The sequence below is a fragment of the Winogradskyella pulchriflava genome (assembly GCF_042434315.1).
GTDB lineage: Bacteria > Bacteroidota > Bacteroidia > Flavobacteriales > Flavobacteriaceae > Winogradskyella > Winogradskyella pulchriflava.
In genome coordinates this window covers 193,843-217,093 of record NZ_JBHLTQ010000001.1, presented here as the reverse complement: position 1 = coordinate 217,093, position 23,251 = coordinate 193,843, and the positions used below count along the sequence as shown (strand labels likewise).

Sequence of the window (23,251 nt, the reverse complement as noted above, 5' to 3'; positions counted from 1 at the left end):
CGTGCTTACAACAATACAATACAATTCTAGAAAATTAAAAATAGATTTATCTCAACCTTTAGATATTTCAATACCAATTAAAGGAGGTGCGTCTAATGTTAATGCATGGTATATTGGACCACCAAAGATAGAGCCAGAAGTTTTTGATGGAGACACCATAAGTGTGGCAGAAGGTGCTGCAGTTAATTTTAATACCATAACATTCAATCCACATTCACACGGTACACATACCGAAACGGTTGGCCATATTACAAAGAAGGCTTATTCTATTAATAAATATTTAAAGCAATTTTTCTTTTTGGCCGAAGTCGTTACTGTAGCTCCAGAAAAACAAGGAGAAGATTATGTTATATCTGCAAAACAGCTTCAGTTTGCTCTAGGAAATAAAAAAAGAGATGCATTGGTAGTGCGCACCATTCCTAATACAAGAGATAAAAACTCAAAGCAGTATTCAAATACCAATTGGACTTATTTTCAGGAAGATGCCATTAAACTATTGGTAAAAAAAGGCATAAAACATCTTTTAATCGATTTACCAAGTGTTGACAGAGAAGAGGATGGAGGCGAATTAAAAGGACATAATGCTTTTTGGAACACCAAAGGTAAATTACGACTAGACGCAACAATTACGGAGTTTATTTACGTGTCTAATAAAATTGAAGATGGTTGTTACATGCTCAACCTACAAATTGCACCTTTTGAAAATGATGCTTCGCCAAGCAAACCAATATTGTATAAAGTAATTGAATAGTGCTAGTGACAAAAAGCACTTTTAAAGTGTCTTAACAGTAGATATGGAAACATTTTTTATAATCATAGTTAGTATTTTGGTGACCCTTGGTTTAGTTACCATTTATAAAACATGGAAAACTAAACAAGCCACAAATGCGCAGTCTATTATACTTTTAGACAAAATAAAACGCGTTTGTAAATTTATAACTGTAGAAGGCGACTTTGCTGAGATTTACCATTATGAAGATGTTAAGGAAAAGTTCTTAAAACTTATTTCCAGCAGAAAAAAAGCGTTAGTCGTTATAAATGCCAAAGCACACGTTGGGTTTGATTTGAGTAAAATACAAATGAATTCCAACCCAAAAAGTAAAACCGTTGTACTGTCCCATTTTCCGCAACCAGAAGTATTATCTATTGAAAGTGATATTAACTACTACGATAAACAAGACGGTATGTTTAATAAGTTTGAAGCTTCAGACCTAACGGAATTACATACTAAGGCCAAAGAACATATTTTAGATAAGATTCCGGAAAGTGGTTTGTATAATGTGGCTAAATTAGAAGCTTTAGAAGCTATTCAACTTATCGAAAATTTAGTTGAAACTATTGGTTGGACGTTGGATTATTCGGCTTTACAGATAGAAGGTGGAGACGATAAAAAGTTGTTGAAATAATTATTTAAATAGATTCTGAAACTAGTTCAGAATGACAAAAAAAAGTTTTTGTTTAGTGAAGATTTAGATTGATATATGAATATAGAAGACTACAGAAATTATTGCATGAAAAAAAAGGAGGTTACAGAACATTTTCCTTTTGATAATGATACCCTGGTTTTTAAGGTCTGCAATAAAATGTTTGCCTTAGCCTCTTTAAAACGATGGGAAAATGGTGAAGCTTTTATCAATTTAAAATGCGACCCAGAATATGCGCAAGAACTTAGGGCAGAATATGAAAGCATAAAGCCTGGTTATCACATGCACAAACAACAATGGAATAGTGTTTATGTTCATACAGGAGAGCTTTCTCCACAACTTATTACTGAGTTAATAGACCATTCTTACGATATGGTAGTGAAAGGTTTACCAAAAAAGATAAGGGAAACATTGAAATAATTTTATTTTTGTTGCAAATTATAAACTATGTCTTTAGAAAAAGAACTTCAACAACGTAGTGGCTCTAAATGTGAGCTTTGTGGCAATGACGAAAACTTATCTGTTTACATTGTACCAGACATAAAAGAAAACGCTTTAAACACAGCATTATATGCTTGCAATGTTTGTGTAGAACAGATGAACGATTCTGAAAAAATTGACGCTAACCATTGGAGATGCCTTAACGATAGCATGTGGAGTGAGTATGATGCTGTAAAAATTATGGCTTGGCGAATGCTTAATAGAATTGAAGCTGACTGGACTCAAGATTTACTTGGAATGATGTATATGGAAGAGGATGTTCTGGAATTAGCTAAAGCATCTGGAGACGGAGAAGATGATGAAAACAAGTTAATCCATAGAGATGTTAATGGTGTTATTTTAGAGCATGGAGACTCTGTAGTTTTGATAAAAGATTTGAAAGTAAAAGGTTCTAGTATGGTTGCTAAACAAGGAACAGCAGTTAGAAATATTAGACTAGACCATGAAAATGCTGAATATATTGAGGGCAAAGTAGATGGTCAACAGATTGTTATCATTACGCAATACGTTAAGAAGACATAAACTGGCATTTAAAGTATTGTGATTTTAAAACTAAGATGCTACAAATAAGACCAACCTGCGAAAACTGTAATAAAGCCTTGCCATATAATTCTGATGAAGCAATGATATGTACCTTTGAATGTACGTTTTGTGTAGATTGTGTTTTGCTTTTAAAAGAAGTTTGCCCTAATTGCGGAGGTGGTTTTGAAAAGCGACCAATAAGACCTGAAAGTCTGTTAGAAAAATATCCTATTTCTAAAAATGCTGTGCATAAACCAGTAGATTTAGAAAAACACCTTAAGAGCCTTAAATCCTAGTAAATTTCAGATTAATTTTCCTACATTCTATCTGTTTGTAAACGTGTTGTTTATCGAAAAAATAAACAGCCTCCTCCTTATAATCTAGTCAAAATTACCCTTTATCGATTTTATATATGATGACTCAAAATTAGTCGGATATTTAGGTCATCCCTCTAATTAATAGCACCAAGTTTACTGATTAATAGCCCTAAATTAGTATGAACGCTTTTAACATTATTTATTATGGATTTACAGATTACAAACTACAACAATCGTTTTCAGATTAAAGGAACTTTAAACAAGTTAAATCTAAAAACTTTCAATGCGCACTTTTCAAATATTTTTGACAAGCTTGACGACATTCTATTAGACATAGAAAGTGTAGAAAGTATTGATAGGGCAGGTGTAATGGCATTAGCAAGGTTACACAACGAATCTATTACAAAATCAAAACGACTTTCTATTGTCGGTTTAGGTTGTAAAGACTTATATGACCATTTTAAAACTCAAGAAAATACAATAGTAGCTGCATAATAGCAGATTATATAAGATTTAAAATAAAGTGTTTCTGACCAGTACTCTTCGTGACAGATTAGTACTCTCGGAAACACTTTTCTTTTTTTGAAGTTTCAACTTAACTTCGATTTCAACAAGACATATCAGCAACAATTTTCCATTCTCCATGTATCTTTTTAAAGATAATAATGAAGACTCCATTAGCGTCTCCAACCGCTCTTTTTAAGTGATATTCTCCCATAACCCAATAGTTGTCACCTTCAATTTTTGAAACATCATTAATAACAAATTTTAGCGTACCACTTTCTGCTTTTGTTGGATACCCTTTTTTGTAATTATTGAGTGTATTTTGCCAACCTTTGGTAAGACCATTGCTACCATAAAACTTAAGTGAGTCACTCTTCCAATAGCCCTGCATAAAACCTTCTAAGTCGTGATTGTTCCAAGCTTTCTCTTGGTCGTTCATTATCTTTAGAATGGCAGCTTTGTCGGTTTCAAAAGTATGTTTATTAGATTTTGCTTGTGAACCACAACTTAAAAGAATTACTATAAGTAAGAGATAAAGAGTTTTCATTACAATTAGGTTTTTGTTTTTCTAAAAGTAATGATTTTGTCACTTCGAGTGATTTTGAGGTACGAAAAATTATATCGAGAAGTTCTTAAATATTGTTCTCGATACGATGCTTATAAAATCGCATCACTCGAACAGATGAAAGGGATAGATTAGATTTTACAGCACACCTTTCTGCTTGTTCAAAAACGCATCTGCCTGATGTTGCATAAGTTCTCTTGCTTTTTTACGCTTGTAGTTCATCACCTCTTCTTCATCAGCAATTTCAGTGTACACTTTGTTGTTAATGTCATTGTCGGTTTTAACTAAGAGTTGGCGTTCTGCAACTTGTTGATCTACCCAAGATTTCACAACCGTTTCCTGGTCATCTAACTTAAAATCGTATTCTCCTTTTGGTGACAACAATTTCGCAATAATTGGTGAGGTTTCTATGGCTAAAAACAGTAAGAAAATAAAGAAAGATGGCAACCAAGGTAAAGCACCTAAAGCTGTAACTCTAGCCATTAAACCATCAAAATTATCAATAACAGGTTGTGATTCGGCAACGTTGGTGGTATAATCGGATTGTAAAGTTACTATTTGATTTTCAATAGCTTCAATTTTAGCTTTATTATCCGTTTTTAGTTGTTGAAGTTCTGCTAAAGCAGCATCATGTTTTTCGCGTTTTTCTTTATAAACAGGACCTTTACCCAATTTCATAGTGCCAGATGTGCCTTCAGCTTCTGTAATGTAAGTATCGTATAGTGCATTGACTTCGGTTTCTCTTGTGTCTATTTCGGACTGTAGCCTTGTTATTTGATTTTCTAAATCAGCAATTTTAGGATTGTACTGCTGCGCAATTTGGTTTTGATTGGCTAGGGTTAAATCATTCTTTTGTTCTAATAGGACCTGGTTGATTTCTTTTTCAAAAATCTTAAGTTCTAAAGGTTTTGAAATGACAACAGCAATAATCACAGCTAGGATGATTCTTGGAGTGGCTTGCAGTAATTCGTCTAAAACATTATTGCGTTTTTTTATGGTTGAAACAATGTAACGATCTAGATTAAAAATAAGTAATCCCCAAACGAGTCCAAAAAACAGAGATGCATAGAGGTTGTCAAAAACAGTGTAAAGTGCATAGCTGGCAGCAATTGTAGCCATTAAAGCTGTAAAAAAAACGGTAGCTCCAATACCAGCATATTTGTTTTGTTCGCCATTGGAACAGTTTTCTAAAATATCAGTATCTGCTCCTGAACATAGGATAAAGAATTGTTTTAACATGATTGATTGTTTTTGATTGACAGTATATTAGAACGCTAAAACTTATGTTTTGTTACATTTTTGGACAAAAAAAGCCTCGAAAATCGAGGCTTACATAGATTTGTTTTAGACACTTATTCGATTAATTCAATAATCAGAGGAGCAATATTAGATTCTTTTTCGTCTTTAATATCAAATACTGCAATCATCTTACTATGATTTATTTTATCGAGATTTGATATGGTAGTTTTTGTAATCGTATTACCTTGAACGAATTCAGTTGCAACTCCTGGAATTTTAATTTTAAAGCCAGTGACCTTTGCTACTTCAGTTGAAAGTTCAAGTTTTTTAAACTCACTTATGGTCATCTTTAATTTTCCAATTTTAATGGTTTTACCATTAACTTTAGGTAGGATACTTTGTTGAGGTTTAGAAATAGCTTCACCCACTTTGTCATTTGAGCCAATTTGTATTGGTTCTTTTGTAATATATACTAATGGTTGTTCGGTATCGGTTTTTTGGGCATTGATGTTTAATTTATCATTTTTCTTAATTAAAGCAATGGCTTCATCTGATGAAATTACTTTTCCTTCGTTAAAGAATTTTGCATTGGCTTTCGCCATTCTAATTACAAAATCTAAAGTAGATTCAGGTGCAGGAGGAGGTGGCGGAGGTGGTGGCGGAATGACCTCACTTCCTTTTTTAACCTTCGGTGTTTCTGGCGCTGGTGGTGGTGGAGGAGGTGGAGGCGGAATATTTGGCCATGGCTCGGCATTTTCTCGCTGCTTTTCAGACATTAGAGTTCTATAAATTTTATAGAATTTGTCATATTCATTTTTCTTAATTATCGGATAAGAGCTTTTGTTGTTAGTGGCTTCAGCTTTTTTTATTGCAGCATTCATTTTTTTAGCCCAAGCGTTGTACTCTGCAATCTGTTTTTTTGTGGCTTTTTGTTGGCTAGCTATTACATCAAGCTCTGGAAAAGGAAATTCAACTGCTTTGTTTTTTTGTTGCGACGACATTCTTTTATAAATCTCAGAGTATTTTATTAAGTCCTCTTCGTCAATAGGTGGGTAGAATGTAGTATCACCCGAAAGAGCTTTACTTTCTGTATGTATTTTTTTAGCCCAAGTATTATATTCAGCAATTTCCTTGGCTGTTGGCTTTTGTCCGTCTAAAATATCCTCAATTTTTTGCCATTCATTTTCTTTTGCCGAAATTGGAGTAGGAGGAATTAGTTGATTCTGTTTAATAATTTCTGGTGTAAACTTTTTGAAATTGTAATATAGAAACTCATAGGTTCTTACTAATTCTTTAATATCTATTTTCCTTTTGATATCAGATGATTTTATTTCATTCTCATAGTCTTCTAATGTTTGCCTATAATTATCTATCATTAATCTAACAAATAAATTATAGGCTTCAGGTGTCACAAGGTTTAGAACAGATTGTTCTTTCATTTTTGCTAATTCAGAAATTGGAGTGTAAGAAAATGTGATAAAATCTGAAGCTTTATATTTATTTAATTCCTCATCAGATGTATAATTACCATTAACTTTTATGATATAGTTTTTTGAATTTTTAGCTTCTTCAAAATGTAATTCAGTAACATCGATTCTATGATAAGGTATTTCATTGGTATATACCCATTTGATTTTATTATCATAATCCAATTCAAAAAATTTCTTCTTAACGTTTCGACCTTGCTCATCTTTTACTACAAAAGATTGATTTTTATAATAATTTTCTTCTGCTCTCTTCTGTAAGTCAACACTAATTTGCTCCAGATTAGGAACTGTTTCATTTGTCATGCCTAACTGATTAATAGCCTGATTTTTATTTTTTGGCAATGAAAATGCAAGGTTTACCCAAGCAGTGCCTTTTAAACCATTTAGATTTACTCCATTTTCATTTGGTCGAATTGAAAATGCAAACTTATCAGACTCTAATGTTTTACCCTTAGAAAAACCAAAATCGTTTATAATATAAGTTTCTGAACTTGGTTCTAATATTAAATGAGACCAACGACATCCGCTTTCACATTTAAGTTCTAAAGTGTTTCCGTTTTTCTCTACTGTAACTAAAAATTCACTAGACTCAGTTGCTTCGTCAACATAAATTAAATTGAGGTTATTGGCTTCATTTAATTCATTTTTAATAGCATTAACAATTTCTGAGTTCTCTTTCTCAACATACTCCCTTTCAGCAAAACTGTAAAAAAGAATAGCAATAATTGGTAATAGCAACAAGCTACTTAACCAAATTCTGGTTTTTGATGTTTGTGTTTTCATAACTGTAAATCGTTTTTTGATGGATGAATAATTGATGGCACTCGTTAATTGAAAATCGTGAGTGCTTGATGAAAATTGTAATAAGATATTTTGATAAGCTTTGGTATCTGAGCCTTTTTGTATTACCGCTTCGTCTGCCAAAAATTCGTGATTAAGCTTTATGTGGTGTTTAAGAATATAAACTAACGGATGAAACCAAAAAACTATCTGAAGAAACTCTACCAAGAGTATATCTAAACTATGCAATTGCTTAGCATGTGTTTCTTCGTGCAGTATTACTTCCTGAGGAATACGTTGTTCTTCAAACCGTTGTTGGTTTACAAAAATGTATTTAAAAAATGAATGTGGAATACGACATTCAGTCAACAACACATAAATAAAATTTTGCTTTTTATACTTAGGGTTTTTAGAAATACGTCTCGAGAGACGGTATAAATTTACCGCAAACCGAATAGAAAATAACAGTACACCAATGATATAGACAAACCAAAGCACTGTTTCGGTAGTTAACCAAGGAGTCGTTTCTGCTGGCAGTTCTATTAATTCTGCTTCCATAGGTGTATAGGAAGGCAAAACTTCAAAACCATAAACTACAGGTTCAATATATTTGGTTATTGTTAGTGCCGGAATTGCCAATGATAAAGCAAAAGAGGCTAAAAGATAAAACCGTTTAAAACGATGAATGGACAAACGCTCTAAAACCAAAACATAAACAAGCCAAAAAACGGCTAAACATGCTGTAAATTTTAAGATATAAGTTTCCATAGATTATTTCTTTTCAATTTCCTTATCAATAATTGTTTTTAACGCTTCCAATTCAGACTTAGTTAAATCTGTTTTTCTAGTAAAGAAGGATGCGAACTGCGTGGCGCTATCATTAAAAAATGTTTTAATAATGCCATTAACATGTTTAGAGAAATAGTCCTCTTTCTTTACCAACGGAAAATATTCTCTGGATTTACCAAAGGTTTTATAATCTACAAAACCCTTGCCAATCATGCGCTTTAATAATGTTGCTATGGTTGTTGTTGCAGGTTTTGGTTCTGGGTAAGCCTCAAGCAAATCTTTCATAAATGCTTTTTCGAGTTTCCAGAGGTGTTGCATAAGTTGTTCTTCGGTTTTAGAAAGTTCCATTGCTCTACAAAATTAGAATTAACTCTACAAATGTAGAATTAAAAATTGAAAATCAAAATTTTTCTTGAATAATTTTATCCATAGGGTCTAAATATTAAGCTGTCATTTTGAATAAATTTCAGCACATAAATAGCGTGGAAATATTAATTATCTTTGTCTAAATGAACCTAAACCCTAAAATGATAAAAAAGTTTGTACATATTATAGCCACAGTAATTGTTGTTACCAACTTCTCTTTTTCTCAGTCTATTGAGGATTTAATTAATCAGGTAAGTTCTGCTAACCTTCAAACCAATGTTTCAATTTTATCTGGAGAACAATCGGCAACAATTAATGGCAGTAATCAGACCATAGCATCCCGTTTTCATAGCAATAATGACCTAGCTGCTGATTTTATAAGAGAGCAGTTTGAAGGATTACCAAATCTAACGGTTGAGGTTCAGAATTTTAATACCACTGGAAAAAATATCATAGCTACCCAATTAGGTCAAACCAGTCCTGACGATGTTTATATTGTCTGTGCGCATTACGATTCTGTAAATATTTACTGTGCAGATGATAATGCAACTGGTGTTGCTGCAGTTATTGAAATGGCAAGAATTTTATCTGGTCAGTGTACAGATAACACAATTGTTTATGCACTATGGGACGAAGAAGAAATAGGTTTACGAGGAGCCAACTATTATGCGCAACAAGCTGCTGATGACACCAACGGAAATACTAGAGATAACATACTTGCGGTTGTAAATATGGATATGATTGGTTACGATGGTGATGCTCCGGGAACAGCTGGAGATAATGATTTTGATATTGATGTTCGTAATGTGGCTAATTCATTGGCCATTGTGAGTGATTTACAACAAATTCTGACAGATTATACCTTTAATTTAAACCCAATTATTGTCAATCCAGGTACTGATGCAAGTGATCATGCACGCTTTTGGAATGAAGGATATTCAGCGGTTTTAGTAGGTGAATCTTGGGAAACAAATGATAGAACACCAGATTACCACACAGCTGATGATCGTGTGGATGATTTAGATTTTCAGTATATGACTGAAATAACCAAGCTGGTCTTGACATACATGGCAACAAAGGCTGATTTAGTAGACCTTGATAATTCTGTTACCCAATCTTCAACATCATTAACGGCAAATCAAGCTTCGGCAAGCTATCAGTGGTATAATTGCGATACTAATACGATAATTCCAGGAGCTACAAACCAAACCTTTGTTCCTACTGTAAATGGTAATTATAGAGTTAGTATTTCTAACGGTTCTTGCGAAGAGATAAGTGCGTGTTACAATTTTACAACGCTTTCTGCTGAGGAATTTACTAAGGAAGACATTCAAATTTACCCAAATCCAGTAAACAATATTTTGAATATTTCCAATAATACTAATACCAAACTGCACATTTCAGTTGTTGATATAACCGGTAAGGAAATTAAAAAATTAAAGTCCAAAAAGGAAAGTATCCAAATTAATTTAAAAAATAATGCTTCAGGTGTTTACTTTATAAAGCTCACATCTAAAGCAAAATCTTCAACTTACAGATTTGTAAAAGACTAATTAGCCTTTCAATTCCGTAAAATATTTGTAAAACCAAGGAATGGTCTCAATGCCTTTAAGGTAATTCCAAACTCCAAAATGCTCGTTTGGCGAATGAATTGCATCACTATCTAAGCCAAAGCCCATAAGAATAGTTTTGCTTTTTAATTCTTTTTCAAAAAGTGATACAATAGGTATGCTCCCACCACTACGTTGCGGAATTGGTGTTTTTCCAAAGGTTTGTGCATACGCTTTTGAAGCTGCTTGATAACCTATGCTATCAATTGGTGTTACGTAACCTTGCCCTCCATGATGTGGTTTAACTTTTACCTTTACAGCATCAGGAGCTATACTTTCAAAATGTGTTTTAAAAAGTTGTGTTATTTCTTCCCAATCTTGGTTTGGTACTAAACGCATAGAGATTTTAGCATACGCTTTGCTAGCAATAACGGTTTTAGCTCCTTCACCTATATAACCTCCCCAAATTCCGTTAACATCCAGTGTAGGACGAATAGAATTGCGCTCGTTTGTAGTGTAACCTTCTTCACCATAAACAGCATCTATGTCGAGTGCTTTTTTATAATTTTCAAGAGAAAAAGGTGCCTTTGCCATCTCGGCACGTTCTGCCTTACTAAGTTCTTCCACTTTATCATAGAACCCAGGAATGGTAATATGATTGTTCTCATCATGAAGCGATGCTATCATTTTTGTCAATACATTAATAGGGTTTGCCACAGCTCCACCATACAAACCAGAATGTAAATCTCGGTTTGGTCCAGTAACTTCAACTTCAACATAACTTAGGCCACGAAGACCTGTTGTAATAGAAGGTACGTCTTTGGCAATCATTCCTGTATCTGAAATTAGAATCACGTCGTTTTCTAATTTTTCACGATTTGCAGCCACAAATTTACCGAGGTTAGCACTACCTACTTCTTCTTCTCCTTCAATCATAAACTTTACGTTACAAGGCAACTCGTTGTTAGTTGTCATGTATTCCAAAGCCTTAACATGCATATACATTTGACCTTTGTCATCACAAGCTCCACGAGCAAAAATAGCACCTTCAGGATGTAGTTCTGTATTCTGAATTATAGGTTCAAAAGGTGGTGAATTCCAAAGATCTAAAGGATCTGGTGGTTGCACATCATAGTGTCCGTAAACTAATACTGTTGGTAAGTTTTTATCTATTATTTTTTCGCCATAAACAATAGGATAACCTTCGGTCTGGCAAATTTCAACCTTGTCGCAACCTGCTTTTTCTAAACTTATTTTTATAGCATCTGCAGTATTAAGCACATCTTTTTTATATGCTGAATCCGCACTAATTGAAGGAATTTTTAATAACTCAATGAGTTCGTCTATAAAGCGCTGCTTGTGTTCTTTTATGTATGAATTTATGTTTTGCATAATAATATTTGATTTCTAACAAAAATAAGAAAAAGTAACGCGAATAATTCTTGTTTAATTGCTATTTGAATATTGAAACTATTGTTTATATTTGCAGTCCTTTTGCAGGCGTGGTGGAATTGGTAGACACGCTAGACTTAGGATCTAGTGCCGCGAGGTGTGCGAGTTCGAGTCTCGCCGCCTGTACTAAATAATTAAAAGCTGACTTTAACGAGTTGGCTTTTTTTGTTTTGGATATACTCATTTATCACCTTTATGTTTTATATTAACCCTGTGAGAGTGTATTGTCACAATACGAGTTAATATACCATATATAGTTACCAAGTTAGTTGTGTTTACTCTGATGTTTTCTTAGGAAATTTGTATTACGAAATAATTGATATTTCTAACAGATTAATAAAAAAGAAGACATTGAAAAATAAAATTTTTTACCCAAAGCTATGGCAAACTCTTCCTTATTCTATCTCTCTAATAGATAAAATAGATGAAAGGAATATTACGCCTATTAAAGACTTAGCCTTAAATAGTAATTATGTTTTTGAAAAAGGGATTTCAGAAATGAAATTGAATGTTCAAAGCTTTTTTGCTATTGACAAGGACGGAAATGAACATAAAGTTGAAGACTTTAGAGCTCAAACTTTAAACCTAAAAGGAGATTATACAGGACTTTACATTGAACCAAAGAATGGTTTAAAGTTAAACCCTGGGATGTACACACACTTCAAGTTTTATTTAAACGCTGAAGGCGGAAATAAAGCTATACTGACAGATAGAAGTGAGGTGAACCTTGTAAATGCGGATTATGTAGATTTTGTAATCGAAAATGGTCTTGTTGTCAAAGAGGACAAAGCGATTAAAATAAGAATGAGTTTTAACTTTTCACCTTTTACATACCCTAACTTTAGCAAGCTAAAAAAGGATATATTAAATAACTACAGACTTTTTACCAATAAAAAGGTAAATAGTTTTCAAAGCTAATTAGGTATAATTTTTTTGTGAAAGAAGGTGCTTTTTAGCACCTTCTTTTTTTTTGTAATGATTAATTTTTAGGGTATTACAAAATAGATTTTATCAAGACTTCTCCTTTTTCAAGATGGTCTCCAGTGACGATTAATGTTATATCACCAGCTTCTTCAGTAGACTGAACTAAAACAACCAATTTACCACTGAACAATTGCATTGTAGGCAAATGAAATGGTTCTAGTGATGTTGCATCTCCGTTGCACGCAGCTCTAAATGTACCATTTCCTTCAACTTTAAAGTTAAGTTGATTTGTTGCTGTTGGGCATGGAATTCCATTTTTATCTACAACCGAAACGGTAACAAAGGCTAAATCTTCGCCATTAGCTTTTATGGTTTTTACATCAGATTCTAGTACAAGTTTATAAGGTTTACCTGCGGTTTTAACTTCTTTTTCCGCTACTGGATTTCCTTTCTCATCAAGTGCAACAACTTTTAATGTGCCAGGCTCGTATTCAACATCCATCCACATTAAGCGATAGCGGTTCTGTTTTGTCTTTTTGCTTTTCTTCTGAATGCCTAAACTCTTTCCGTTTAAGAATAATTCGGCACTATTGTAACTTGTATAGACAAAAACAGGAGTGGTTTCACCTTCGCGACCTTCCCAATTCCAATGTGGTAGAATATGAAGTGTTTCGTCTTCGGTATTCCAACGGCTTCGGTATAAATAATAACGGTCTTTAGGCAAACCTGCTAAGTCATTAATTCCAAAATACGAACTACGAGATGGCCAAGCTTCGTCATAGGGTGTTGGTTCTCCCAAATAATCAAAACCTGTCCAAACAAACTCACCAATAACCCAAGGCTTATCATCTTGCAATACAAAATCATCATCAGGAAGATTGGACCAACTGCAGTATTCTAAATCGTACGACGAGGATTGAAAATCTGGATAGGTTTTCATACTAGCAATTTCAACTGGGAATTTATAAATGCCACGAGAACTCACTGTTGAAGCCGTTTCGGAACCTAAAAGAAACCCTTGCGGAAAATGTTGATAAGCTTCCTCGTACAAATGCACTCTGTAATTGAGTCCAGGAACATCCATAACAGCACCAAAGCCAGATTCCATAACCGCTTTAACCTGATCCATACCAACGGTTACAGGTCGTGTTGGGTCTTCTCTATGAAAAATGTCTTGTAGCCATTTGGCGCGTTTTACTCCTTCGCTTCCCCATTGATCTGGTACTTCGTTTCCGGAACTCCACATTACAATAGATGGATGATTTCTCGTTGCCCTTACCAAATTCACAATATCTTTTTCGGCATAAGCATCGAAAAAACGATTGTAACCATTTTCAACTTTTGGTTTTTTCCATTCATCAAAACTTTCAGCTAAGAACATAAAACCCATTTCATCACAGAGTTCTAATTGTTCTAGAGAAGGCATATTGTGTGCACTTCTAATCGCATCGCAACCCATATCTTTTAAGATTTTGAGCTGACGTCTTAAAGCAGATGTGTTTACCGCTGTGCCTATTGGACCTAAATCGTGATGCAAGCAAACGCCTTTAAATTTTCGGGTTTTACCGTTAAGACTAAAGCCAGTATCTGGACTATAATCTATAGATCTTATCCCAAAGCGTTGCGTTATTTCATCTTTTAGAACATTACCATGATATAGTTTTAAGATTGCTGTATATAAGTAAGGTGATTCTGGACTCCAAAGTTGAGGTTTGCTTACTTCAATATGTTGTTCAAATGCATTGTTTGTATGCGCTTTTGTTTCGTTGGAAGTAACTTTATTACCATCAACATCATAAATTTCAGTGACTAACTTTAGATTTTTTTCTGAAGCCTTTGTTTTAATATTGACTTCAGCTTTATCTAAAGTTATTGAAGGTGTTGTAATAAAAGTGGACCATTGCTCAAAACTTTCTTTATTTTTTACAATGACGCTAACATTTCGGTATAAACCAGCACCTGGATACCATCTCGAAGATTTCCCTACGTTGGTGAGTTTAACCGCTAGTGTATTTTTGGCTTTGCCATTTATATATGCTGAAACATCAAAGTAAAAATAACTGTAGCCATATTTCCATTCACCTACTTTTTCACCATTTAAGAATACTTCTGGTTCGCTCATAGCACCTTCAAAAAGAAGCAGTACTTTTTTGTTGTCATCAAAATTCTCAATTGTAAATTCATTTCTATACCAACCTTCACCAATGTATGGCAAAGCACCTGTTCTACCTGTTTTTTCGGTAGCAATGTTTTCACCATTTTGAGTAATGGCAACAATTTGCTTATCAATTTCTTTGTCAAAAGGACCATAAATTGCCCAATCGTGAGGTACGGTTACGTCTTCCCATTTAGAATCGTCAAACGCTATTTTGGTAGCATTAGGATGCTGTCCTTTATTGAATTTCCACCCTTTTTTTAGAGTAATCACCTCTCTGGTGAAATCAGGCTCTGGTGTAGCACATTGTAAGCTTATAAAGGCTAGGAGGACTGTTGTAAGACAACTTTTTAACTTCATTGATAAGAATTAATCATTAAAGGAATTATTATAAAATTGCATACCTAAAGTCACTTTGCCTGTGTGGTCAAAAAGTGTGGCATTATCCCAGTGAGAGCCTTGAGCCCAAAGTGTGGAACAGCCTGTAGAAACCCAAGCAGGCTCCCAATAAATTAATCCTTCACCCCCAGCATTTTCTATAATTTGCTTTAGTTGGTTTAGATAATCCAGTTGCCCTTGTTGACTTACAGGAAACCCACCAGTTAAGGCATCAGCACCTAAAATATTGTTGGCGCTATCTGCATTATCCAATGTGAATGGATAAGCGGTTTCAACAATCATCAGTTTTTTGTTATATGTGTTTTTTAGCGTCGTTAATGGTGTTTGTACTTCATCTAAATCGTAGTCGGACCAAATTGGGTAATACGAAAGTCCAATCCAGTCAAAATCGGTGACACCATTTGCTGTAGCTTGCTCAAACCACCAAAGTCCATTTTCGGGTTGCGCAATATGCAGCATAACTTCTATGTCTTTATTTTTAGCATCAGCGATATCTCTTACGGCTTGAATACCTTTGTTTATTAAAGCAGAATTTCTAGCCCAATCTATCGGCCAAACGAGTTCGCCTTGTTGTAGAATCATACCGTTGATTTCATTGCCAACTTGCACCATTTCTGGTAGTAAATTGAGATTAGATAATTCGTTTAGGGTATTGTAGGTGTAATTGTAAAGTAAATCGCCTAATGCATTAGTATTGTTGATTTCAGAAGCCCAAGCAGCAGGAATTTCTTGTTTAGATGGATCTGCCCAAGTATCGCTATAATGAAAATCTAAAAGTACTTTCAAACCTTTGGATTTTGCACGTTGAATAGTCTCTTTTACATCATTAAAGTTTGAATAATTAGTCCAATCCGGATTATGCCAAAGGCGTACTCTTACTAAATTGGTACCTTCGTCTTTAAATAACTGATAAACATCTGTCGTAGTTCCGTTAGCATCTTTATATATGGCACCACAATCTTCCATTTCATTTACATAAGATAAGTCTGCTCCATAATAAAATGAGATAGGAGTTTCAGAGATATCATCGTCATTATTACTATCAGAATTATTTTCAGAACACGAGTTGGTGCTTAAAAGAAAAGGTAGCACCATTATTAGAGTGATAATATAACGTGTTTTTAATTTTGAATTTGCCATAGTTTTGTATGATTTTCTGCTAATTTAATAAAATATTTTTCAAACACCTACCAGTACCTACCAGTTTTTATTTATATTTGCTTTATGAGTATCATTTATGTCGATCATAAGGCTGGAATTCCCAAGTACCAGCAGATTATTAAATCTGTTGAGGTTGGATTGCAGGAAGGTCATCTTAAAAAAGGAGATAAATTACCTTCGGTAAACAGTATAAAGAATAGATTTTCGTTGTCCAGAGATACGGTTTTTATGGCGTTTGGTGAGTTGAAAAAACGTGGCATTATAGAAGCCATATCTGGTAAAGGGTACTACATAAAGAGTGAGGATGTTAATGTGGTTAAAAAGGTCTTTTTACTTTTTGACGAACTAAATATTTTCAAAGAAGATCTATATAATTCGCTTATTAGTGCTCTAGGTGAAAATGTTCAGGTTGATATATTTTTTCATCATTTTAATCAAGAGGTGTTTGATAAGCATATCAATGATAACGTTGGTAATTATAACTATTATGCGGTTATGCCTGCAAGCTTAGAGAATGCATCACAAACCTTAGAGTGTTTACCTACAGATAAAGTTTTTTTATTAGACCAAACCAATGACAGTTTAAAACACTATGCTGGTGTATTTCAAAATTTTGAAAAGAATGTTTTTGAAGGTCTTATGAGTCTTAAGTCTAAAATCGATCAATATGATAAGCTAGTATTGATCAATCCAAAGTCTAACCAACCTATAGGTATTTCTTTGGGTTATGATAAATTTATCTCCGAAGGAATTATTGAAGGATTAAAATTTGAAGGTGTAGCTTCTGTTACACCCAAAGAAAGAGAGATTTATTTCGTTTTAGACGATAGAAGCTTAATTGAGTTGATAAAGAAAATTAATGAAACTTCATTAAAAATAGGTGTTGACGTAGGCATTATTGCATACAACGATTCTCTATTAAAAGAAATTGTTGAAGGTGGTATTACAACCATATCAACCAATTTTAAAGACATGGGAGAACACATGGCAAGTATGATTCTTAACGAAACGTTTAGTCAAATAGAAAACCCTAATAATATTCTCATTAGAAAGTCGCTTTAGATGTATGCAATCGAAAAAGTAAACCGTAAAGATGCTCAAAGTCTTATAATAAGTAATCGAGATGCTTCAATTAGATTGGTGATTCATCTCAATGAAGGAGGAAGGATTACGCTATACCAGCATCAAGGAAATACAATTATATCTGATTTAAAAAACTCTTCCTATAGCAAAAACTTTGCTGGTGCAATTCTATTTCCTTTTACTAACAGGATAGAAGGTGGAATATATAAATACAATGCTAAGTGTTATAAGCTACCATGTAATGAAACCCTAAATAATAATGCTATTCATGGATTGGTCTATAACAAGACTTTTAAATTGATAAGCGAAGTCGTAGAACAAGATTCAGCCTCTGTAGAATTACAATATGTTGAAGTGCAAGGTTGTGAAGGGTTTCCTTTTAAATATTCGGTTTTGCTACGTTATACTGTAACTAAAGAAGGTCTAAAACTAAAGCTGTCTGCTAAAAATACAGACCAAACCACTTTTCCTTTCACGCTAGGTTGGCATCCATATTTTATAAGTTCAGATTTAAATCAAAGCCAAATATTTTTTAACGCTAAGGAAAAATTTATAATAAATAAAAGAGGAATTGTAACTGGTAGGGAACCATTTAAAGATACTGCACATATAAAATTAGGACAAGTAGAATTGGATGATGCCTTTGCTGTCAATCCTGATATGGTAGAGTTAACGACGCCAGATTATAGGTTTAAAATAAAATCATCCTTACAAGACAACCATTTACAAATCTATACACCTCCAAATTCCAATGGTGTTGCATTAGAGCCAATGATTGGTGTATCCAATAGTTTTAATAATAACATAGGCAAAATGGAATTAGAACCCAATCAAAATTTTGAAGTAGAGTGGGAGCTTATTACCTCTAAATTGTAGGATATATAACTAATGAATAAAAAATTAATACAACAAGTACATCATAGCTTTAAGGATCAATTCAACACAGAACCTATGCTTATTTTTTCACCTGGAAGAATAAATCTTATCGGAGAACATACAGATTATAATAATGGATTTGTATTTCCGGCAGCGATTGACAAAGGTATTGTTATGGCTATTGGAAAAAGTGATGCAAACTACACGAGAGCGGTCTCTTTAGATATGAACGAGGATGTTATAATTAATCTCGATAATCTACAGAGAATAGAAGATAATACTTGGAAAAATTATGTTATTGGAGTTACTGCCGAAATACTTAAAGCAGGAAAAAAAATCACGAATTATAACTGTGTTTTTGCAGGTGATATACCAGTCGGTTCAGGCTTGTCTTCTTCTGCAGCATTAGAAAATAGCTTAGCACTAGGTTGTAATGAACTCTTTGGTTTAGGTTTAAGTAAAAATGAACTCATTCATATTTCTCAAAAAGCAGAACACAATTATGTAGGAGTAAATTGTGGTATTATGGATCAATTTGCCAGTATGTTTGGTGAAGAAAATCATGCCTTGTTTTTGGATTGTAAAACATTAGAATCAGAGTCAATACCAGTTCGTCTCCACGATTATGAAATTGTACTTGTAAACAGTAATGTAAAACATGCGCTCGCAGACAGTGGCTATAACGACAGGTATGCCGTTTGTCAAAACATCATTAAGCTTCTCAATAAACCTTCTCTAAGAGAGGTTTCTTTTGAAGATTTAAATGTTACAAAGTCTAAAATTTCAGAAGCAGATTATAACAAGGGTCTGTATATTCTTCAGGAAAATGAACGCGTAGTGAACTGTAAAAATGCGTTGAAAGAAAACAACCTGGAGAAAGTGGGTGAAATCCTTTTTCAATCACATAATGGACAGAGTAAAATGTATGAAATAAGCTGTGAAGAACTGGATTTTTTGGTAGATGAAGCAAAGAAAGATGCTTCTGTTATAGGTGCAAGAATGATGGGAGGAGGCTTTGGAGGCTGTACAATTAACTTGGTTTTAAAAAGTGATTCAGAAAAATTCAAACATAAAATTTCAGAATCCTATAGAAAGAAATTTAACAGAGCGTGTAGCATTTATAGTGTAAAGCTCAATGATGGAACAAGAGTTATTAAATAAGATGTTATGGAAGATTATTTGCAAAACTTATCACACAAGCGTTTTAATATTTTAACAGAAGAATGGGTTTTGGTTTCTCCACATAGAACCAAAAGACCATGGCAAGGACAGGAAGAAGAAATATCAAGCGAAGAAAGGGTTTCTCATGACCCAAATTGCTATCTCTGTTCTGGTAATACTAGAGCAAATGGAGATGTTAACCCAAATTATGAAGACGTCTTTATTTTTAAAAATGATTTCGCAGCTTTGACTCAAAATAATTCTAGCTTTAGTACTGATGAAGGCTTGTTGAAATCAGAAACCGAAAGTGGTATCTGTAAGGTTATATGTTTTAGTCCTGATCACTCCAAGAGCTTGGCTCAAATGTCTATTAAAGAAATTGAAAAAGTCATTCTTGCTTGGCAGTCGGAATATGCTAGCTTAGGTAGAGAAAAATCGATAAACTATGTACAGATTTTTGAAAATAAGGGCGAGGTAATGGGTTGTAGTAATCCTCATCCACATGGACAGATTTGGAGTCAAAGTTCATTACCCAATGAGGTGGTTAAAAAAGATAAAAGCCAATTAAAGTATTATGAAGCTAATAATAGTTCATTATTAGGTGACTATTTAAAACAAGAATTAAAACATAAAGAGCGCATCATTTTTGAAAATAGAGCTTATGTAGCCTTGGTGCCGTTTTGGGCAGTTTGGCCATACGAAGTTATGATTATACCAAAGTCGCATCAAAACGATATTTATCAAATTCCATCTTCTGAGACCATACTTTTTGCGGAAGTAATTTCTGTGGTAACTAAGGTGTATGATCGATTGTTTAATTGCTCTTTTCCATATTCTAGCGGAATTCATCAGGCACCAACAAACAAAGCCAATAATAAACATTGGCATTGGCACATGAGTTTTTATCCTCCACTTTTAAGGAGTGCTACAGTTAAAAAATTTATGGTAGGCTACGAAATGTTTGCAAGTCCGCAACGCGATATTACTGCCGAAACTGCTGCCGAAACTTTAAGATCTTTGATGTAAAATAAAAAAAGGCTTCTCAAACGAGAAGCCTTTTTTAAGCTCAACTAACACTTAATAATAATTAGAGCTTAATTAACTTGGTTGTCATGGTTTGTTTATTGTTGTTTTCAACTTTAACAATGTATATGCCAGTGTTTAAAGTTGAAATATCGAAAGTGTCTTCTTTTGTAAAATCTCCATAAAAAGCTTTTACTTTTTTCCCTGTTAGGTCGTAAACTTCAATATTTGAAACATTTAAATTGACACTAAATGATGTGTGGGAAGGATTAGGATAAATATTAAATCCTAATAACTCATGATCATCTATGCTTAATGCAGCAGCAGGTTTATTACCTAATATTCTAAACTGACCAGCAGCAATAGATAAAGAAGTTGTAGAATTAGCTACTGTTGTATTACCTGTTGGATCCATTAAATCGTACCATGTGGTAGTAACACCAGCTGGGAAATTAGTATTAACATTTTGTGTGTTAACATCAAAATTGGCTAAAATAATTACATTTCTCAACTCGGTAGAAGGTATATTGGTGTCAAAGATGTCAATTCTAGGTGTATAATCTCCTGAAGTCATTGTGTATTCACCTTCAAAAACTGGCTCATTTATTTTGAGCGCATGTAATCTTGACCAATCGCTATAAATTTGACCTCTAAGTGCATCAGAAATCCAATTATTAGCCCATTGCGGTTGAGGTTTTGTATCTAATTTACAATCTCCATCACTTCCACCTGGTAAATTTACCGTACCGTTGTTACATGTAAAAATTGAATTTTCCATACCCAATTCTCCAAAATGCCAAATCATTTTAGGACCAGGAACCATAACAGAAACTGCGGCTAAAGCTGACATTCTAGATAAAGCCGTGTTTAGGTCTTGTACGTTATGGCTGCCATTAGTTGTGTTTCCATAAGCTAAATTTTTGAACATTAAGCGTTCTTCATCATGACTCTCTGGATAACCAACAACTCTAGGTCCATTGAATGAAGTTCTGGAGTTATGCCCTATACCATTAATGTTTTTGTTCCCATTTTGTCCCATGGTTAACTCATTGTATGGATCAGTCATTTTTCCCCACATCATAACACCCTTGCCTTCGTCATATCTGTAATTTGCCCATTCTTTTTCTTCATTTTCACTTCCTAAATGTTCGAAAATAACATAATGATCAGGGTCTAATGACCATGAATAATCAGCATATTCTTTAAGAACATCCACACGATCTTGTTGGTATTGATTGGTGCAACCTTCGTTGTTTTCACAACTTTGAGTAAACCCTTTAGTTAAGTCCCAACGAAATCCATCAATGTTAAATTCTTCTATCCAGTGCTTTACAACACGTTTTACATAATCTTTGGTTCTTGGATTAGAGTGGTCAAAATCGCTACCAACACTATAACTATGCTGTGCAACTTGATTGAAGTATGGGTTATCGCTACTTGGCTCTCCCCAGCCATCACCATCCGGATCATCCATCCACATTCTAACCATTGGGCTTCTACCAAAAGCATGGTTTAAAGCAACATCTAAGATTACTGCAATACCATTTTGATGGCACACATCCACAAATTCTTTTAATTTATCTTCTGTTCCATAGAACTTATCTAAAGCCATGTGGAAAGAGGTGTTATAGCCCCAACTTTCGTTGCCTTCATACTCCATAACGGGCATTAATTCAATGGCATTAATATTTAAGTTTTTAAAATAATCTATTCGATCAATTAAGTCTTGATAATTTCTGTCTGCATCAAAATCTCTTATAAGCACCTCATAAATGATAAGGTCTTCTTTCTTTGGTTTGTTAAAGTTTGTAACCTGCCAGTTGTAAGGTGTCTGTCCTGTTTGTAAAACTGTAACCTCTCTTTCCTGACCTGTAGGATATGCAGGTAAGTTAGGATATGTAGTTGCAGGAATATAAGGATCATCAAATGGTGACAATACTAAAGTAGAATATGGATCTGCTGTTTTAACCAAAGTAGGTGAGTTAGCAATAGGTGTTTTATCAGCAACCCAATATTGATACGTTTCAATTTGTCCAGGAGTTAACCCTGTTAATTCAATCCAGAACTTATTGTTTCTGGTTGGATCTTTTTTCATAGCATAAGAAGCGTCAGGTTGCCAGTTGTTAAAACTACCTGCCAAATACACAAAATCTTTACCTGTAGCATAAAGCACTAAAACTGCTGTATTGTCGTCTATGTAAGTTATTCCGTCTTGATAAGTAGTTGGCATTATGCCAATATTAGAACCAGGATCTATTAAAACACTAAAAGTTCTAGTAATGGTTGTACCGTCTAATGTTGCAACCAACTCGTAGTTTTTATTTTCTGTTACGTTTGTGTCTGTAAACGAGTAATTACTTGTAAATAATTGAGAGTCTATTACATTTCCATTTGCGCTAAGTGTATAATTAGCACTACCTCCTATGTTAGTAGCGGTTATAGATAAATCACTTCCGGATGTTAAAATGGTAGTTTCATCTGTAGGTGAAGTTAAACTCACTTGAAATGTACCAACATCAAAAAAGAAATCTTGGCAACCACTAGCCTTAAGTTCTTGTGAGCCATCAGCACTTCTAAAAACCATACCCATTCTAACGACATTAGCGGCTTGCGACGCGTTTAGCCCATAATAAGTTTGAGGCACAAAGGTTATAGTCCATATGCCACCTCCTTGGTTTGTCATTTCTCCAACTCCATCATCTTGTCCCCAATTTCCCACTACATGAATCCATGGGTTTGAAGCATCTCCAACACCTGAGTGTATATATACTTTGGAAGGATTATTAAAACCATTACAGTCTGTTGCTGTACTATTGATATTTAAAGTAATAGTAATACTTTCATCTACTTCAAATGGATTTGGGTTAATTGTAACTTGGCAAAAAGCTGTTATTGATAAAAAAAATAAAAGTATAAGTAAGTAGATCTTTTTCATAATTAAATGTGTTTTTAAAAAAAGGGCTGATTGTATCA

The 23,251-nt window shown here is 33.9% G+C and carries 20 protein-coding genes and 1 tRNA gene; 13 read left to right on the top strand and 8 right to left on the bottom strand.

Translation table 11 applies throughout. The features are described 5' to 3' along the window. The first annotated feature begins 1 nt into the window (after window position 1). The 6 genes from ACFFGA_RS00935 (at window position 2) to ACFFGA_RS00910 (ending at window position 3,259) form a co-directional block, all read left to right on the top strand. A complete protein-coding gene (locus ACFFGA_RS00935; protein WP_386058330.1) occupies window positions 2-751 on the top strand; it encodes a cyclase family protein in 750 nt (249 codons plus the stop codon). Window positions 752-794: 43 nt separating this feature from the next. Next, the gene (locus tag ACFFGA_RS00930) at window positions 795-1,406 is read left to right on the top strand and encodes a DUF4230 domain-containing protein (protein ID WP_386058327.1); all 612 of its coding nucleotides are present in this window, start codon (window positions 795-797) and stop codon (window positions 1,404-1,406) included. 75 nt (window positions 1,407-1,481) lie between these two features. Further along, on the top strand, window positions 1,482-1,844 hold the full coding sequence (locus ACFFGA_RS00925; protein ID WP_386058325.1) for an MmcQ/YjbR family DNA-binding protein: 363 nt from the start codon (window positions 1,482-1,484) through the stop codon (window positions 1,842-1,844). Between the two features lie 27 nt (window positions 1,845-1,871). Next, window positions 1,872-2,447, top strand: coding sequence for a PhnA domain-containing protein (locus tag ACFFGA_RS00920; protein ID WP_386058323.1), 576 nt, complete (start codon window positions 1,872-1,874; stop codon window positions 2,445-2,447). 35 nt (window positions 2,448-2,482) lie between these two features. Next, window positions 2,483-2,743 (top strand): DUF1272 domain-containing protein, encoded by a 261-nt coding sequence (locus tag ACFFGA_RS00915; protein ID WP_386058321.1) that lies wholly within the window; start codon window positions 2,483-2,485, stop codon window positions 2,741-2,743. Window positions 2,744-2,968: 225 nt separating this feature from the next. Then, window positions 2,969-3,259 (top strand): STAS domain-containing protein, encoded by a 291-nt coding sequence (locus tag ACFFGA_RS00910; RefSeq protein WP_386058318.1) that lies wholly within the window; start codon window positions 2,969-2,971, stop codon window positions 3,257-3,259. Window positions 3,260-3,371: 112 nt separating this feature from the next. Here the strand turns inward: ACFFGA_RS00910 and ACFFGA_RS00905 are convergent, their stop codons facing one another. The 4 genes from ACFFGA_RS00905 to ACFFGA_RS00890 form a co-directional block, all read right to left on the bottom strand. Then, window positions 3,372-3,815 (bottom strand): YybH family protein, encoded by a 444-nt coding sequence (locus ACFFGA_RS00905; protein WP_386058315.1) that lies wholly within the window; start codon window positions 3,813-3,815, stop codon window positions 3,372-3,374. Between the two features lie 156 nt (window positions 3,816-3,971). Continuing rightward, window positions 3,972-5,072 carry a DUF4407 domain-containing protein gene (locus tag ACFFGA_RS00900; RefSeq protein ID WP_386058311.1) on the bottom strand — a complete coding sequence of 367 codons (1,101 nt, stop codon included), beginning with the start codon at window positions 5,070-5,072 and terminating at the stop codon, window positions 3,972-3,974. 113 nt (window positions 5,073-5,185) lie between these two features. Further along, window positions 5,186-8,107, bottom strand: a complete 2,922-nt coding sequence (locus ACFFGA_RS00895) for a M56 family metallopeptidase (RefSeq protein WP_386058308.1) — start codon at window positions 8,105-8,107, stop codon at window positions 5,186-5,188. A 3-nt stretch (window positions 8,108-8,110) separates the two neighbouring features. Beyond that, the gene (locus ACFFGA_RS00890; protein ID WP_386058305.1) at window positions 8,111-8,476 is read right to left on the bottom strand and encodes a BlaI/MecI/CopY family transcriptional regulator; all 366 of its coding nucleotides are present in this window, start codon (window positions 8,474-8,476) and stop codon (window positions 8,111-8,113) included. A 179-nt stretch (window positions 8,477-8,655) separates the two neighbouring features. Between ACFFGA_RS00890 and ACFFGA_RS00885 the strand changes: the two genes are divergently transcribed. Continuing rightward, complete coding sequence (locus ACFFGA_RS00885; RefSeq protein WP_386058303.1) at window positions 8,656-10,047, top strand: M28 family peptidase; 1,392 nt, start codon at window positions 8,656-8,658, stop codon at window positions 10,045-10,047. Here ACFFGA_RS00885 and ACFFGA_RS00880 read toward each other — a convergent pair whose 3' ends face one another. Further along, window positions 10,048-11,436, bottom strand: a complete 1,389-nt coding sequence (locus tag ACFFGA_RS00880) for a dipeptidase (protein WP_386058300.1) — start codon at window positions 11,434-11,436, stop codon at window positions 10,048-10,050. A gap of 104 nt (window positions 11,437-11,540) precedes the next feature. On the opposite strand from ACFFGA_RS00880, the gene ACFFGA_RS00875 reads away from it, so the two are divergent. Next, window positions 11,541-11,622, top strand: a tRNA-Leu gene (locus ACFFGA_RS00875). 225 nt (window positions 11,623-11,847) lie between these two features. After that, window positions 11,848-12,414 carry a hypothetical protein gene (locus ACFFGA_RS00870; RefSeq protein ID WP_386058297.1) on the top strand — a complete coding sequence of 189 codons (567 nt, stop codon included), beginning with the start codon at window positions 11,848-11,850 and terminating at the stop codon, window positions 12,412-12,414. Window positions 12,415-12,490: 76 nt separating this feature from the next. On the opposite strand, the gene ACFFGA_RS00865 is transcribed toward ACFFGA_RS00870, so the two are convergent. Further along, entirely contained in the window at window positions 12,491-14,935 is a 2,445-nt protein-coding gene (locus ACFFGA_RS00865; protein WP_386058294.1) for a DUF4982 domain-containing protein, read from the bottom strand. 9 nt (window positions 14,936-14,944) lie between these two features. Beyond that, entirely contained in the window at window positions 14,945-16,114 is a 1,170-nt protein-coding gene (locus ACFFGA_RS00860) for a glycoside hydrolase family 53 protein (RefSeq protein WP_386058291.1), read from the bottom strand. A gap of 84 nt (window positions 16,115-16,198) precedes the next feature. Here ACFFGA_RS00860 and ACFFGA_RS00855 point away from each other — a divergent pair, with 84 nt between their 5' ends. The 4 genes from ACFFGA_RS00855 to ACFFGA_RS00840 are packed head-to-tail and all read left to right on the top strand — an operon-like array spanning window position 16,199 to window position 20,281. Then, complete coding sequence (locus tag ACFFGA_RS00855; protein WP_386058288.1) at window positions 16,199-17,197, top strand: GntR family transcriptional regulator; 999 nt, start codon at window positions 16,199-16,201, stop codon at window positions 17,195-17,197. After that, on the top strand, window positions 17,198-18,094 hold the full coding sequence (locus ACFFGA_RS00850; RefSeq protein ID WP_386058285.1) for an aldose 1-epimerase: 897 nt from the start codon (window positions 17,198-17,200) through the stop codon (window positions 18,092-18,094). A gap of 12 nt (window positions 18,095-18,106) precedes the next feature. Continuing rightward, window positions 18,107-19,255 (top strand): galactokinase, encoded by a 1,149-nt coding sequence (gene galK / locus ACFFGA_RS00845; protein ID WP_386058282.1) that lies wholly within the window; start codon window positions 18,107-18,109, stop codon window positions 19,253-19,255. Window positions 19,256-19,261: 6 nt separating this feature from the next. Next, the gene (locus ACFFGA_RS00840; RefSeq protein ID WP_386058279.1) at window positions 19,262-20,281 is read left to right on the top strand and encodes a UDP-glucose--hexose-1-phosphate uridylyltransferase; all 1,020 of its coding nucleotides are present in this window, start codon (window positions 19,262-19,264) and stop codon (window positions 20,279-20,281) included. Between the two features lie 61 nt (window positions 20,282-20,342). On the opposite strand, the gene ACFFGA_RS00835 is transcribed toward ACFFGA_RS00840, so the two are convergent. Further along, window positions 20,343-23,213: an alpha-amylase family glycosyl hydrolase gene (locus tag ACFFGA_RS00835; RefSeq protein ID WP_386058276.1), complete on the bottom strand. Its 2,871-nt coding sequence runs from the start codon at window positions 23,211-23,213 to the stop codon at window positions 20,343-20,345. Between the last annotated feature and the right edge of the window lie 38 nt (window positions 23,214-23,251).